15 protein-coding genes are annotated in these 13,055 nt (G+C 72.4%); 7 read left to right on the top strand and 8 right to left on the bottom strand.

What is annotated here, in order from left to right:
• The first annotated feature begins 17 nt into the window (after positions 1-17).
• The 5 genes from ACWTPI_RS25820 to ACWTPI_RS25800 all read left to right on the top strand — a co-directional run bounded on the left by ACWTPI_RS25820 (position 18) and on the right by ACWTPI_RS25800 (position 4,005).
• The gene (locus ACWTPI_RS25820) at positions 18-464 is read left to right on the top strand and encodes a DoxX family protein (protein ID WP_020203567.1); all 447 of its coding nucleotides are present in this window, start codon (positions 18-20) and stop codon (positions 462-464) included.
• 40 nt (positions 465-504) lie between these two features.
• Positions 505-831 carry a XapX domain-containing protein gene (locus ACWTPI_RS25815; protein WP_454733131.1) on the top strand — a complete coding sequence of 109 codons (327 nt, stop codon included), beginning with the start codon at positions 505-507 and terminating at the stop codon, positions 829-831.
• Positions 832-914: 83 nt separating this feature from the next.
• Entirely contained in the window at positions 915-1,829 is a 915-nt protein-coding gene (locus ACWTPI_RS25810; protein ID WP_454733130.1) for a glyoxalase, read from the top strand.
• Between the two features lie 27 nt (positions 1,830-1,856).
• Positions 1,857-2,558 carry a YoaK family protein gene (locus ACWTPI_RS25805; protein WP_020203570.1) on the top strand — a complete coding sequence of 234 codons (702 nt, stop codon included), beginning with the start codon at positions 1,857-1,859 and terminating at the stop codon, positions 2,556-2,558.
• Positions 2,545-4,005 (top strand): alginate export family protein, encoded by a 1,461-nt coding sequence (locus ACWTPI_RS25800; RefSeq protein ID WP_454733129.1) that lies wholly within the window; start codon positions 2,545-2,547, stop codon positions 4,003-4,005. Before ACWTPI_RS25805 ends, ACWTPI_RS25800 begins: the two co-directional genes overlap by 14 nt.
• Positions 4,006-4,066: 61 nt before the next feature.
• Here the strand turns inward: ACWTPI_RS25800 and ACWTPI_RS25795 are convergent, their stop codons facing one another.
• Positions 4,067-5,239 carry an AGE family epimerase/isomerase gene (locus ACWTPI_RS25795; RefSeq protein ID WP_454733128.1) on the bottom strand — a complete coding sequence of 391 codons (1,173 nt, stop codon included), beginning with the start codon at positions 5,237-5,239 and terminating at the stop codon, positions 4,067-4,069.
• A 395-nt stretch (positions 5,240-5,634) separates the two neighbouring features.
• Here ACWTPI_RS25795 and ACWTPI_RS25790 point away from each other — a divergent pair, with 395 nt between their 5' ends.
• A complete protein-coding gene (locus tag ACWTPI_RS25790) occupies positions 5,635-5,907 on the top strand; it encodes a hypothetical protein (RefSeq protein WP_029043733.1) in 273 nt (90 codons plus the stop codon).
• 73 nt (positions 5,908-5,980) lie between these two features.
• Here the strand turns inward: ACWTPI_RS25790 and ACWTPI_RS25785 are convergent, their stop codons facing one another.
• The 7 genes from ACWTPI_RS25785 to phnG all read right to left on the bottom strand — a co-directional run bounded on the left by ACWTPI_RS25785 (position 5,981) and on the right by phnG (position 12,082).
• Complete coding sequence (locus ACWTPI_RS25785; protein ID WP_020203574.1) at positions 5,981-7,204, bottom strand: alpha-D-ribose 1-methylphosphonate 5-triphosphate diphosphatase; 1,224 nt, start codon at positions 7,202-7,204, stop codon at positions 5,981-5,983.
• A gap of 43 nt (positions 7,205-7,247) precedes the next feature.
• Positions 7,248-8,030, bottom strand: a complete 783-nt coding sequence (gene phnL, locus ACWTPI_RS25780) for a phosphonate C-P lyase system protein PhnL (RefSeq protein WP_020203575.1) — start codon at positions 8,028-8,030, stop codon at positions 7,248-7,250.
• A gap of 2 nt (positions 8,031-8,032) precedes the next feature.
• Positions 8,033-8,815: a phosphonate C-P lyase system protein PhnK gene (gene phnK / locus ACWTPI_RS25775; protein ID WP_454733127.1), complete on the bottom strand. Its 783-nt coding sequence runs from the start codon at positions 8,813-8,815 to the stop codon at positions 8,033-8,035.
• On the bottom strand, positions 8,812-9,774 hold the full coding sequence (locus tag ACWTPI_RS25770; RefSeq protein WP_454733126.1) for an alpha-D-ribose 1-methylphosphonate 5-phosphate C-P-lyase PhnJ: 963 nt from the start codon (positions 9,772-9,774) through the stop codon (positions 8,812-8,814). Before ACWTPI_RS25770 ends, phnK begins: the two co-directional genes overlap by 4 nt.
• A complete protein-coding gene (locus tag ACWTPI_RS25765; RefSeq protein ID WP_454733125.1) occupies positions 9,771-10,916 on the bottom strand; it encodes a carbon-phosphorus lyase complex subunit PhnI in 1,146 nt (381 codons plus the stop codon). The genes ACWTPI_RS25770 and ACWTPI_RS25765 overlap by 4 nt, the downstream gene beginning before the upstream one ends.
• Before the next feature lies 1 nt (position 10,917).
• Positions 10,918-11,496, bottom strand: a complete 579-nt coding sequence (gene phnH / locus ACWTPI_RS25760; protein WP_454734019.1) for a phosphonate C-P lyase system protein PhnH — start codon at positions 11,494-11,496, stop codon at positions 10,918-10,920.
• Between the two features lie 73 nt (positions 11,497-11,569).
• Complete coding sequence (gene phnG / locus ACWTPI_RS25755; protein ID WP_059414176.1) at positions 11,570-12,082, bottom strand: phosphonate C-P lyase system protein PhnG; 513 nt, start codon at positions 12,080-12,082, stop codon at positions 11,570-11,572.
• 197 nt (positions 12,083-12,279) lie between these two features.
• Between phnG and phnF the strand changes: the two genes are divergently transcribed.
• Positions 12,280-13,014 (top strand): phosphonate metabolism transcriptional regulator PhnF, encoded by a 735-nt coding sequence (phnF, locus tag ACWTPI_RS25750; RefSeq protein ID WP_059414174.1) that lies wholly within the window; start codon positions 12,280-12,282, stop codon positions 13,012-13,014.
• Positions 13,015-13,055: the final 41 nt, after the last annotated feature.

Genomic DNA, 13,055 nt, shown 5'->3' with positions numbered 1-13,055 from the left:
GGACACCGGAGCCAACCATGAGCAAGACCACTGCCGCCGCCGGGCCCGCCCAGGCCGGCGCGCGGGCGCGCCTCGCGCCGGCCTGGGTGCGCTGGCTCGCGCTGCTGGCGCTGTGCGCGGCCTACCTGCAGGGCGGGCTGGCCAAGCTCGCCGACTTCGGCGGCGCCATCGCCGAGATGCAGCACTTCGGCCTGGCGCCGGCGGCGCCGCTGGCGGCGGCCACCATCGCGCTGGAGCTGGGCGCCTCGCTGCTGATCCTCACCGGCTGGCTGCGCTGGCTGGGCGCGCTCGCGCTGGCCGGCTTCACGCTGATGGCCAGCTTCCTGGCGAACCGCTTCTGGGCCGCGCCGCCCGCCGAGCAGTTCATGATGGCCAATGCCTTCTTCGAGCATGTCGGGCTGGCCGGCGGCTTCCTGCTGGTGGCGTGGGAAGACATCCGGCGTGGCAGGCCGGCGCAGCGCTAGGCCCGATGCCCTCTCCTCAATCCCTTTCCCGGAGCCCCCGATGAAGCTCTATCTCGTCTCTCTCGCCGCCGGCATCCTGGTCGGCATCATCTACGCGCTGCTGCAGGTCCGCTCGCCGGCGCCGCCGGTGGTGGCCCTGATCGGCCTGCTGGGCATGCTGATCGGCGAACAGGTGGTGCCGCCCATCAAGCGCATGATCGCCGGCGAGCCGGTCACGGCGGCGTGGTTCAGTTCCGAGTGCGTGCCCAAGATCACCGGCACGCCGCCCAGGACGCCCACCACGACGCCGGCCGCGACGCCCGCCGGCATGCTGGCCGAGAACCAGCCCGCGACGCCGCCCGGCGAGGACGCCGCCGAGCCGCGCTGACGCGCCCGCCCCGGGCCGCTGCCCGGGCCGCGCCACCCGTGTTTCCTCACCCGTCGATTCAGATTCAACAAGAAGAGGTTTTCATGCGTTCGATCCGAACCTTCCTGACAGCCGCCGCGCTGGTCGTGGCCAGCGTGGCCGGTCCCGCCGCCAGCGTGGCGCACGCCCGGACCCAGGCCCCGGCGGCGGCCGTCTCGGTCGGGCCCCAGTACGACACCACCCACGTGTACGTCGCCCCGGCCGATTTCAGCCGCTTCGTCGACAGTCTCGTCGCCACCTTCGGCGGCACGACCTCGAAGGAGGGCGAGTTCACGGTCACGCCCACGCCCAGCCTGACCATGTCGCAGCTGGTGCTGACGCCGGCCGGCACCTTGTCCGTGTTCGGCTTCAAGACGCCCGTCCCGTACCCGTTCGGCGCGGAGCGCACCGGCTATCTCGTGACCGACATGGACAAGGCCATCGCCGCGGCGCGCGCCGCGGGGGCCGACGTCATCGTCTCGGCGTTCCCCGACCCGATCGGCCGCGACGCCGTCGTGCAATGGCCGGGCGGCGTCAACATGCAGCTCTACTGGCACGCCACGGCGCCGGACTACCCGAAGCTCGCGACCATTCCCGAGAACCGCGTCTACCTGTCCGCCGACCGCGCCGACGCCTTCATCCGCGGCTTCGCGCGCTTCTCGCACGGCAAGGTGGTGTCGGACAGCGCGCGCGCGCCCGGCGTCGAGATCGGCCGGCCGAACGATACCTACCGCCGCGTGCGCATCGAATCCGGCTTCGGCAAGATCACCGTGCTGGTGACGGACGGCCACCTGCCCTATCCGTATGGGCACGAGCTGACCGGCTACGAGGTCCCCAGCCTTGCCGACACCCTGGCCAAGGCGGCCGCGGCCGGCGTGTCGGTGCTGGTGCCGCCCTACGCGGCCGACGGGCGCGACGCGGCCATCGTGCGCTTTCCCGGCGGCTACGTGGCGGAGATCCACGCGGCCAGCGGCCGTTGAACCGGCCCGGCCAACGGGAGGCGCCGGATGAAACATGAAGACACCGTGCTTGCCGTCGTCGCCGGCTTCGTCGACACGCTCGGCTTCGTGGCGCTGTTCGGCCTGTTCACCGCGCACGTCACCGGCAACTTCGTGCTGATCGGCGCGGAGGCCGCGGGGCTGGGGCAAGGCGTGCTGATGAAGCTGCTGGCGTTCCCGGCCTTCATCGCCGGCGTGGCGCTCAGCAGCGCCGTGGTCAGGGCGCGCGGCGGCAAGCCGCCGGCCACCGCGGCGCGGCCGCTGTACGCGCTGCAGGCGGCGCTGCTGGCCGGCTTCCTCGTCGCGGGCCTGTACGCCGCGCCGGTGCGCGACGCGCAGGCACCCGCCGCCATCCTGTGCGGGCTGCTGGGCGCGGTGGCGATGGGCGTGCAGAACGCGCACGCCAGGCTGGTCGGCCGCCCGGGCGTGCCCAACACGGTCATGACCGGCAACGTGACGCAGGCCGTGCTCGACACGCTCGACGCGCTGCTGTCGCATCCCGACGCCGCCGCCCGGCGTATCGCGCGCGAGCGCCTGATGCGCACGCTCGGGCCGCTGGCCGGCTTCGGCATCGGCGCCATCGCCGGGGCCACGACCTACGTGCGCCTGTCGTTCGGCGCGCTGGCGCTGCCGCTGGCGCTGATCGTGTGGCTGGCGTTCAGGTCCGGCGCCGGCGCGCCGGCCACGGAGAGCCGCGATGCCGCCCGCTGACCGCGCCGCCCGCCACCGCCATGCGCGGCGGCTCGCCCGCGCCGCGCTGTGCCTGGCCGCGTGCGCGGCGCTGCCGGAGCGGGCCGGCGCGCAGGAGGCGCCTGCCGCATCCACCGCAGCCGCCGCCTGCGCCGAAAAGCGGCCCGCGGCCATGTTCAACCGCTGGCAGGAAGACTGGTCCGTGCTGGCCAGCCCGTGCGTGCCGCGCCAGCCGTTCGACGCGCTGAAATACATCCCGTTCTCCGGCGACCCGGACACCTACCTGTCGCTGGGCGCCAACCTGCGCGAGCGTGTCGAGGTCAACAACTCGCCGGTGTTCGGGCTCGGCGCCGCGCGCGCCAATACCTACCTGCTGCAGCGCGCGGAGGTACACGCCGACGCGCGCCTGGGCAAGTACGTGCAGGTGTTCGTCCAGCTGGAGGACGCGCGGCCGTTCGGCAAGGACATGGTGAGCCCGGCCGACAAGAACGTGGCGGACGTCGAGCAGGCCTTCATCGCCGTCGTGCATCCGCTCGGCGAAGGCGTGTTCAAGGCACGCGTGGGGCGCCAGCAGATGGCGTTCGACTTGCAGCGCTTCGTCTCGGTGCGCGACGGCCCGAACGTGCGGCAGGCGTTCGACGCGCTCTGGGCCGACTGGGAAATCCACCGCTGGCGGCTGATCGCCTACGCCACGCAGCCGGTGCAGTACCGCGACAACCAGTCGTTCGACGACGTGTCCAACCGCGACCTGACCTTCAGCGGCGTGCGCGTGGAGCGGCAGAACGTCGGCCCGGGCGACCTGTCGGCCTATTACTCGCGCTACAACCGCCGCAACGCGCGCTTCCTCGACGGCGGCGGCGACGAGCACCGCAACGTCTTCGACGCGCGCTATTCCGGCAACGCGAACCACATCGACTGGGACGTCGAGGGCATGGTCCAGACCGGGCACGTCGGCAACCGGACGATCAACGCCTGGGCGCTCGGCTCGCTGGGCGGCTACACCTTCGCCACCGTGCCGTGGAAGCCGCGCGCGGGCCTGCAGGTCGACGCCGCCTCGGGCGACCGCCATCCCGGCGACGGCCACATCGGCACCTTCAACCCGCTGTTCCCGAACGGCTACTACTTCACGCTGGCCGGCTACACGGGATATTCGAACCTGATCCACGTCAAGCCCTCGATCACGGTCAAGCCGACCAGCAAGCTGTCGGTGCTCGCCGCGGCCGGCTTCCAGTGGCGCGCCACCACCGGCGACGCGGTCTACGCGCAGGGCAACGCCACCGTGCCCGGCACCGCCGGGCGCGGCTCGCGCTGGACCGGCATGTACCTGCAATTGCGCACCGAGGTCACGCTGGCCGCCAACCTGGTCGGCGCGGTCGAGGCGGTGCATTTCCAGGTCGGCGACTCGATCCGCGAACTGGGCGGGCGCAATGCCGACTACGTCGGCGTGGAGCTGAAGTACGGCTGGTAGCCGGCGGCGCTGCTCGTCAGTTGCTCGTCAGTTGCTCGTCAGTTGCTCGTCAACTGCACGGTCAGCAGCACGATTCGGCCAGCGCCTGGTACGCCGTGGCGAGGTGGTAAGGCGTGGTCGACGGCATCTCCGCGCGCGCCACCGTGCCGTCCGGCGCCAGGCACTCGTGCCAGCCGCCGGCGTGCAGGAAGCGCGCCGGGAACGCGCGCAGCCACGCGCGCAGGTGCGCCAGCGCGGCGGCATCGCCGCGCACCGCGAGCGCGCGCGCGAACTCGGTCTGCGCCCAGATGCGCTGGGTGGCGTCGCGCTGCGCGCCGTCGAGATGCAGCGCGGCGGCCACGCCCATCGTCTCCAGGTCCACGCCGTGCGCCAGCGCGAAGTCGAACGCGCGCGCCAGCGACTGCGCCAGCGCCGAGCCGCCGAACAGCGCCGGCGCCGACGCCAGCAGCGAGAACCACTCGAACTGGTGGCCGGGCTCCACGCGGTTGTCCGCCGGCGCCACCGCGCCCGCCACACCCGGCGCCAGCGGCAGCTCGGCGATGCAGCCGGTGGCCGGGTCGACGAAGGCACCCAGCACGGCCGTGGCGAGCGCCTGCAGGCGCGTGGCATAGAAGCTGTCGCCGGTCAGCGCGTGGGCCGCCAGGTAGGCTTCGGTGAGATGCATGATGGGGTTCTGCGCCGGCGTGGCGGCGGGGCTGAAATCCTCGGCCAGCGCGGCGTGGTAGAGGCCGTGCGCGGTGGCGAAGCGCGCCTCGATCAACTGCGTGGTGTCCTCCAGCAGCGTGCGCGCCGCGGCGCTGCCGGTGCGCTCGGCATAGGCCGCGCACGCAAACACCACGAAGGCGTGCGTGTAGAGATCCTTGGTGGTGTCGAGCGGCTTGCCCTGCGCGTCGATGCTGTAGACGAAACCGCCGCGCGCGGCGTCGGCGAAATGCCGGCGCAGCGAGTCGAACAACTGCCCGGCATGGGCGGCATCTCCGGCGCCGGGGCCTTGCGAGAACACGTACAACTGGCGCGCGCAGGCCATCGCGCGGTAGCGGCTCGCCGGCAGCGGCTGCCGGTCGGCGCCGCCCAGTGCCTCGCAGGGCAGTTGCATGGCGGCGTTCCAGCCCGGGCCGCGCCACAGGGGAAGGACGGCGGCGTCGTAGTGCGCGCGCAGCGCGGCGACGGACGCGGCGATGGACGCAGCGGCGGACGCGGCATCGTCGGGGGCAAGGCTCGGGGTGGCATTCATGCGGATGGCGGGTCGGTAAGGCGCACCGGCGGCGGCTCGGGGCGGCGCGGATGCTGCTATGGCCGCAAATATACATCAGGGCCGCGCGCGCGCCGCCGCCGGTGCAGCCAGGTGCCGGCGCGCCGGAGTGCCGCGCGCATCCCCTTTCGGTCGCGAACGGCCAGAATCCTTGATCCTGCCGCCAGATCGCCTAACCTTACCGCGTGGCCCCCGGCATCGCGCTGCGCGCCGAGCGGCTACCGAGCCGCAATGCCGCCCCCGCCGCGGCTCCCGGGCCACATATCCTGGTCCGTGCCTGCAAGATCGCCCGGAAAGCACCCGCTTCCCGCCGGCCAGGCACCTTCGGGCCATCCGGCGCCGCCGGATACCGTGCCCACGCTCCTTGGGAGAGCGCGATGGAAAAGCCGATCGTAAGCCCGTCGAGGTTCGTCGAGATACTGAACGCCAGGCTGCCCGAACATCCCCTCTACCAGGAAGGGATGCGGGTCTACGCCATCCCCAACCATTCGGACCATCCACGCAGCCTGGTCTGCGTCGGCCCGCGCGGTGTCAATGGCGTATGCGCCACGGTGGAGCTGATCGTGCGCGGCGAATGCGAAGTGGTGCCGGACATCCCCGGCGAATGGCACGCGCCGCGCCACACGGCCGGCCGCGCCGCCAGCCGCTAGCGTCCGCGCCGCTTCCCCATCCTTCTCCCCGCCTTCTTTCCCGCCTTCCGCGCGCCGCAACCCGCGCGGGCGCTCACGCCGCCACGCGCCCCTCGCCGCGCACCGGCGCCGCGCCGGCATGGCCCGCGCTCACGGCGCTGGCCGGATAACCGGCCGAGAACACCAGCCGCCCGCACGACCACGTGTGCGTGACCAGCGGCTGCCCCGCCACCGTGGCCACCGCCACCAGGTCGGCGCGCAGCCCGGGCTCGATGCGGCCGCGGTCGGACAGGCCGCAGGCCAGCGCCGGGTTGGCGCTGACCAGCGCGGCCGCCTGCGACGGCGTGAGCTCCGCCTCGCGCTCGGCGGCGAAGGCCGCGGCGATCAGCGTGGAGGGCTGGTAGTCCGAGCACAGGCAGTCGGCCACGCCGGCGCGGATGGCGTCGATGGCGCGCATCGAGCCGCTCTGGCTCTGCCCGCGCAGCACGTTGGGCGCGCCCAGGATGGTCGGCAGGCCGCGCGCCACGGCGGCCTGCGCGGTCTCCAGGTTGATCGGGAACTCGCTCATGCGCACGCCCAGCGCCTGCATGGTGGCGATGCGCTGCACCGAGTCGTCGTCATGGCTGGCGGCCGGCACGCCCAGACGCGCGGCCAGCGCCAGCAGATGCTCCACGCGCGCGAGCGCGCCCTGCTGCGCGGCGGCCTTCCTGTCGGCCGCGGCGACGGCTTCCTCGCGGCTCATGTCGTGGTTGCCGATCATGTAGGCCACGTAGGCTTCGAGCGTCTTGAACTGGCCCTGGCCCGGCGAGTGGTCCATCACCGAGATCAGGTCCACCACGCCGGCTTCGAGCAGCGTCTCCAGCACCGGCAGCGCGCTGGCGTCGGTGACTTCGTAGCGGCAGTGGATGCGGTTGTCCACCAGGCTGTGCGCGCGGAAGGCGGCCACGGTGCGCACGATCTGCGAGGCGGTCTCGTTGTTGCGCACGCCGAACTGCGTGCTGGCGAACGACAGCGCGTGGTACGGCGTGGTGATGCCGGCCGCGGCGTTGCGGCGGTCCACCTGGGCCACGGCGAAGTCCAGCGGGAACATCACGCGCGAGCGCGGCTCGGCTTCTTTCTCGATGGCGTCGCAGTGCAGGTCGATCAGGCCGGGCATCAGGGTCTGGCCGCGCAGGTCGATGACCTGGGCGGCGCGCGGCACGTCGGCGGCGTCGGGTTCGATGGCCGCGATGCGGCCGTCCTCGATCAGCAGCGCGCTGTCGCTCAGCACGCCGTCGGGCAGCACGATGCGCGCGCGGGTCAGGTAGGCAGGAAGCATGGTCGGTTCCGGGTACGGGTCAGGCACGGAAAAAACGGGAGGTTCAGGCCGGCACGGCGGACAGCCGGCCGGCCGGCGCGTCGGCGCCCGCCACCGGGTGCAGCGGCAGCAGGCGCGTGGCCACGGCATCGCGCACCGCCTCGTCGTGGAAGATGCCGACCAGGCAGCGGCCCTCGGCCAGCGCCTCGCGGATCAGCGCCACCACCACCGCGCGGTTGTCGGCGTCGAGCGAGGCCGTGGGTTCGTCCAGCAGCAGCACCGGATGGCCGCCGATCAGCCCGCGCGCGATGTTCACGCGCTGCTGCTCGCCGCCCGAGAAGGTGGCCGGCGGCAGCGCCCACAGCCGGCCCGGCACCTGCAGCCGCGCCAGCAGCACGGCGGCGCGCTCGCGCGCTTCCTCGAAGCTGGCGCCGCGCTGCTGCAGCGGCTCGGCCACCACGTCGAGCGTGCTCACGCGCGGAATCACGCGCAGGAACTGGCTGACGTAGCCGATCACCTCGCGCCGCAGCCGCAGGATGCGCTGCTCGGGCGCGCGGGTCAGTTCCACCCACTCGGCGTCGTCGCGGATGCGGATGCTGCCTTCGGTGGCCAGGTAGTTGCCGTACAGGCAGCGCAGCAGCGTGCTCTTGCCCGCGCCGGAGCTGCCGGCCAGCACCACGCATTCGCCGGCGGCGGCGTCGAAGTCGATGGCCTGCAGCACCGGCAGGCGCGTGCCGCCCTGGTTGTGCAGCACGAAGGTCTTGCCCAGGCCGCGCACCGCGATGCGGCGCGGGTCGCCGGCATCGGCAGCGTTGGCGGCGAGATTGGTGTCGAAGTCTTGCGTCATGTTCAGCTCTGCAGGATGGAGGACACCAGCAACTGGGTGTACGGGTGGTGCGGGTCGTCGAGGATCTGGTCGGTCAGGCCGCTTTCCACCACGCGCCCGCCCTGCATCACCAGCGTGCGGTGCGCCAGCAGGCGCGCCACCGCGAGGTCGTGGGTGACGATGATGGCGGCCAGTCCCAGGTCGGCCACCAGGCCGCGCAGCAGGTCCAGCAGGCGCGCCTGCACGGACACGTCGAGCGAGGCGGTGGGCTCGTCCATGAACACCAGGCGCGGATGCGTGACCAGGTTGCGGGCGATCTGCAGGCGCTGCTGCATGCCGCCCGAGAAGCTGGCCGGCGCGTCGTCCAGGCGGCCGAGGTCCAGCTCCATGCGCTCTATCCACGTGCCGGCCACCTGGCGCAGCTCGCCGTAGTGGCGCCCGCCCACCGCCATCAGGCGCTCGGCGATGTTGGCGCCGGCGCTCACGCGCATGCGCAGGCCGTCGCGCGCGTTCTGCCGCACGAAGCCCCAGTCGGTGCGCGCCAGCAGCCGCAGGCGCGCGTCCGACAGCGTGGCGAGGTCGGTCAGGCCCTGCTCGCGGGTGTCGTAGCTGACGCTGCCCGCCTCGGGCGCGGCCTGCCACGACACCGCCTGCAGCAGCGTGCTCTTGCCCGAGCCGGATTCGCCCACCACGCACAGCACCTCGCCGGGGAACAGGTCGAAGCTCACGTCGTGGCAGCCGTGCACGCCGTCCCAGGTGCGGGTCAGGCCGCGCACGGACAACAGCGGCTGGTCGGTGCGGCTCATGCTGGCTCCTTGCTGGTGCTGGTGCTGGTGCTGGTGATACCGGCGCTGTCCGCGGCGTTGGCCGGGCCGGTCAGACCCTGCTCCTGGCGCGTGGCGCAGTATTCGGTGTCGGAGCAGACGAACATGCGCCCGCCCGCGTCGTCGATGATGATCTCGTCGAGATAGCTGTCGGTCGAGCCGCACAGCTCGCAGCAGCCGGCCCAGGTCTCCACCGCGAACGGATGGTCGTCGAAGTCCAGGCTCTTGACGCTGGTGTACGGCGGCACCGCGTAGACGCGCTTCTCGCGCCCCGCGCCGAACAGCATCAGCGCCGGGCTGTGGTCCAGCTTGGGGTTGTCGAACTTGGGGATCGGCGAGGGCCGCATCATGTAGCGCCGGTTCACCATCACCGGGTAGTCGTAGGTGGTGGCGATGCGGCCGTGGCGCGCGATGTCCTCGTACAGCTTGACGTGCATGGCGCCGTATTCGGCCAGCGCGTGCATGGTGCGCGTCTCGGTCTCGCTCGGCTCCAGCCAGCGCAGCGGCTCAGGGATAGGCACCTGGAACACCATGATCTGCCCGGCCGCCAGCGGCGTCTCGGGGATGCGGTGGCGGGTCTGCACGATGCTGGCCTCGGCGGTGCGCTCGGTGGTGCGCACGCCGGTGACGCGGCCGAAGAAGCGGCGGATGTTGATGGCGTTGGTGGTGTCGTCCGAGCCCTGGTCGATCACCTTGAGCACGTCGTCGCCGCCGATGACGGAGGCCGTGACCTGGATGCCGCCGGTGCCCCAGCCGTAGGGCAGCGGCATCTCGCGGCTGCCGAACGGCACCTGGTAGCCGGGGATCGCCACCGCCTTGAGCAGCGCGCGGCGCAGCATGCGCTTGGTGGATTCGTCGAGGTAGCCGAAGTTGTAGTGCTCGTCGCGCGCCACGGCGTCGGGCGCGGCATTCTCGTTGGGGGTCGTGCTGGCGTTGGTCATGATGCGAGTGCCTCCTGCGCTTGCGGGCCGTCCTGCGCGGGCCGGGCGTCCGCTTCGGGCCCGGCCGGCGCGGCCTGGGCGCGCTCGGCGCGCAGCCGGCGCAGCAGTTCGAGGTTGGTCTGGAAGTCCACGTAGTGCGGCAGCTTCAGATGCTGCGTGAAGCCGGACGCTTCCACGTTGTCGCTGTGGTAGAGCATGAACTCGATGTCGTTGGCGGGCGCGTCGGCGGCCTCGCCCAGTTCGGCGGCGCGCATGGCGCGGTCGGCCAGCGCCATCGACATGGCCTTGCGCTCGCCGTAGCCGAACACCAGGCCGTAGCCGCGCGTGAAGCTCGGCCCCTCCTGCGCGTTACCGGCGAACTGGCTGACCATCTGGCACTCGGTGACTTCGACCTCGCCGATGGTCACGGCAAAGCCAAGCTCCTCCACGAACAGCTCCACCTCCGCCTGGCCGTAGCGGATCTCGGCCGCGAACGGGTGCGAGTTGCCGTAGCCGCGCTGGGTGGAATAGCCCATCGACAGCAGGAAGCCTTCGTCGGCGCGCGCCAGGTTCTGCAGGCGCGCGGGGCGCGCCGCCGGCAATGCCAGCGGCTCGCGCGTCAGGTCGGGCGGGGCGGGGTCGCCGGCCGGCACGGTCTCCGGCTCGATCAGCGATTCCTGGCGCAGCAGGTCGGTCACGCGCGGCATGCGCGCATCCAGCGTCGCCTGCGCGGGCGGCAGCGGCGCGGAGTCGCGCTCGGCCTCCAGCGTGAAGTCGAGCAGGCGCTGGGTGTAGTCGTAGGTCGGCCCGAGCACCTGCCCGCCCGGCACGTCCTTGAAGGTCGACGAGATCCGGCGCTGCAGGCGCATGGTGCCGGTATCGAGCGGCGCGCAATAGCCGAAGCGCGGCAGCGTGGTGCGGTAGGCGCGCAGCAGGAACACGGCCTCGATCAGGTCGCCCGCGGCCTGCTTGATGGCCAGCGCGGCGAGGTGCGGGTCGTACAGCGAGCCCTCGGCCATCACGCGCGACACCGCCAGCGGCATCTGCTCGCGCACCTGCGCCAGCGTCAGCTCCGGCACGGCGCGGTCGCCGCGGCGGTAGTCGTCGAGCATGCGATAGGAATTCAGGATGGCGCGTTCGCCACCTTTGACGGCTACGTACATGTCAGGCCTCCACCTGGGTGGTGCGCGGCAGCGCGCTCAGGGCGTGGCCGCTGGTCAGCAGCACGTCGACGCCGAGCGGGAAACGCGCGTGGTTGTCCCGCCACTGGGTCCAGAAAGCGGCGGGCAGGCCCTGCGCGCGCAGCGTGGCCTCGTGCTCGATGCCGGGGCCGCGCAGCGTCGCCGCCGGGCCGTTAGCCAGCGAGGCCACTTCCAGCAGCAGCGTGGCGGAGCGGTCCGGGTAGGCCGGATCGCCCTGGGCGCAGTCCGCGAGGTCCGGCGCGGTATGGCCCGCCGGCACCGCCACGAAGACCGCCCGCGCCACCTCGTCCACCAGCGGGCAGCCGCAATGGAAGCGCAGGAAGGCGCGCACCGCCGCGGGCGTGCCGGGCGGCAGCCACAGCGGCGTGTCGGCGTCCACCAGCGTCAGCAGCAGCGCGCTCAGCGCCGGCGACAGGCCGTGCGGCACGCCGCAAGGCTCATGCAGCTCGCGCACGCTGCCGGGACGCGACATCGCGTCCAGCGCGGCGCGGAAGGTGCGCTGCGCCGACGTCACCGCGTCGTCGAAGCCGGGCAGCAGCATCGCCGCGCCGGCACGGCCCGCGGCCGCGTTGTCACTACCTGCCGCCGGGGCGGCAATCGCTTGGCCTGGCATCTCAATCCTCTCCACGCACCATCGTAAAAAACTCCACCTTGGTCTGTGCCGCCACCGCCGCCTGCCGCGCGTCGCGCGCCGCGCGCGCCTGCGCCAGCGGGGCGACCACCGCGGCCTGCACGCGCTCGTGCCAGCCGGGCAGCTGCAGCAGCGCGTCCAGCACCGCGATCTGTTCCGCCTGGCGGTGGGTGCGGCCCTGCACATAACCCACGCCGACCACGCCGCCCTCGTCCGACGCCATCGTCACCGCGCAGCGCGTGACGCTGACTTCGCCCAGGTTGAACTGCGCTCCGGCGCCGCCGGCACGGCCGCGCACCATCGCCATGCCGCTCTCGGGCTTGCGCAGCAGCCGGTGGGCGGGCAGCGTGCCGAGCTCGCCGAAGGCCCGCTCGAGCGCCTCCGGCGCGGCCAGCGCCAGCTCACGCAGCCAGGCGGCGCGCGCCGCCTGCTCCGCGGCGAGGCCGCGCGGGGCGCCGGCGGTGCGTTCGGTATCTTCGGTATCGGTTCGATCCATCTGTACATCCCCTATACGTCTATACGTTTAGATGTAGAATACCATCCACCGACCGAACTAGACCACAGGCAGATGAATCTTTCATGACGGCCCGCCAGCTTGTCCGGATCGACGCACGCGGCGCGCCGTTGAGGCACAATCGCATTCCATTGAAGCATGCCGATGATGAACGCTGGATGACGAAGGGACGGGAAACGATGCTGGAACAGGAAGTCGAACGGGGTTCGGGAGTCGCGGTGTGGCGCCAGATCGGCGAGGCCCTTGCGCTCGACATCCGCAACAAGCTCTACGAGCCCGGCGAGCGCCTGCCGCCGGAGCCGGAGCTGGCCAGCCGCTTCGCCGTCAACCGCCACACCATCCGCCGCGCGATGGGCGAGCTGGAGCAGAACGGGCTGGTGCGCATCGAGCAGGGCCGCGGCACCTTCGTGCAGGAGCACGCGATCGACTACGCCATCGGGCGGCGCACGCGCTTCTCGCAGAACCTGGCCAGCCAGGGCGTGCGCGGCCACGTCGAGGTGATCGAGTCGCAGACCCTGCGCGCGCCCGAGATCGCCAAGCACCTGGGCCTGGCGCGCAACGCCCCGATCCTGCGCGTGCAGATGCTCGGCAAGGCCGAGGCGCGCACCATCGACGTGGCCGAGCACTACTTCGACGCGGCGCGCTTCCCCGAGCTCGAGGCGCAGTTGCGCGCGCGCCAGTCGATCTCCAAGGCGCTCGCGCATTTCGGCGTGGCCGACTACACCCGCAAGTGGTCGCGCATCACCGCGGCCATGCCGACCGCGCCGGTGGCGCGCCAGCTCAACCAGCCCAAGACGCGGCCCATCCTGCAGGTGGAAGCGCTCAACGTCGATACCGCCGGCACGCCGCTGCACTACAGCGTGGTGCGCTTCGCCGGCGACTGGGTGCAACTGACCGTGGCCGACCAGGACTGAGAGGCCCGCACAGGAAAACCGGCGCCGCGGGCGCCGGGCAG

The organism is Cupriavidus ulmosensis (genome assembly GCF_977008105.1).
Note: the sequence above shows the minus strand (reverse complement) of the source record. Positions and strands in the feature narration are given on the sequence as shown.

Coding starts and splice junctions, on each gene's coding strand:
- phnL (WP_020203575.1), bottom strand. CDS start 8,030: ATGACGCAAGACTTCGACACCAATCTCGCCGCCAACGCTGCCGATGCC.
- ACWTPI_RS25790 (WP_029043733.1), top strand. CDS start 5,635: ATGGAAAAGCCGATCGTAAGCCCGTCGAGGTTCGTCGAGATACTGAAC.
- ACWTPI_RS25810 (WP_454733130.1), top strand. CDS start 915: ATGCGTTCGATCCGAACCTTCCTGACAGCCGCCGCGCTGGTCGTGGCC.
- ACWTPI_RS25770 (WP_454733126.1), bottom strand. CDS start 9,774: ATGACCAACGCCAGCACGACCCCCAACGAGAATGCCGCGCCCGACGCC.
- ACWTPI_RS25815 (WP_454733131.1), top strand. CDS start 505: ATGAAGCTCTATCTCGTCTCTCTCGCCGCCGGCATCCTGGTCGGCATC.
- ACWTPI_RS25765 (WP_454733125.1), bottom strand. CDS start 10,916: ATGTACGTAGCCGTCAAAGGTGGCGAACGCGCCATCCTGAATTCCTAT.
- ACWTPI_RS25820 (WP_020203567.1), top strand. CDS start 18: ATGAGCAAGACCACTGCCGCCGCCGGGCCCGCCCAGGCCGGCGCGCGG.
- ACWTPI_RS25785 (WP_020203574.1), bottom strand. CDS start 7,204: ATGCTTCCTGCCTACCTGACCCGCGCGCGCATCGTGCTGCCCGACGGC.
- phnH (WP_454734019.1), bottom strand. CDS start 11,496: ATGCTGCTGCCCGGCTTCGACGACGCGGTGACGTCGGCGCAGCGCACC.
- ACWTPI_RS25800 (WP_454733129.1), top strand. CDS start 2,545: ATGCCGCCCGCTGACCGCGCCGCCCGCCACCGCCATGCGCGGCGGCTC.
- ACWTPI_RS25805 (WP_020203570.1), top strand. CDS start 1,857: ATGAAACATGAAGACACCGTGCTTGCCGTCGTCGCCGGCTTCGTCGAC.
- ACWTPI_RS25795 (WP_454733128.1), bottom strand. CDS start 5,239: ATGAATGCCACCCCGAGCCTTGCCCCCGACGATGCCGCGTCCGCCGCT.
- phnG (WP_059414176.1), bottom strand. CDS start 12,082: ATGGATCGAACCGATACCGAAGATACCGAACGCACCGCCGGCGCCCCG.
- phnK (WP_454733127.1), bottom strand. CDS start 8,815: ATGAGCCGCACCGACCAGCCGCTGTTGTCCGTGCGCGGCCTGACCCGC.
- phnF (WP_059414174.1), top strand. CDS start 12,280: ATGCTGGAACAGGAAGTCGAACGGGGTTCGGGAGTCGCGGTGTGGCGC.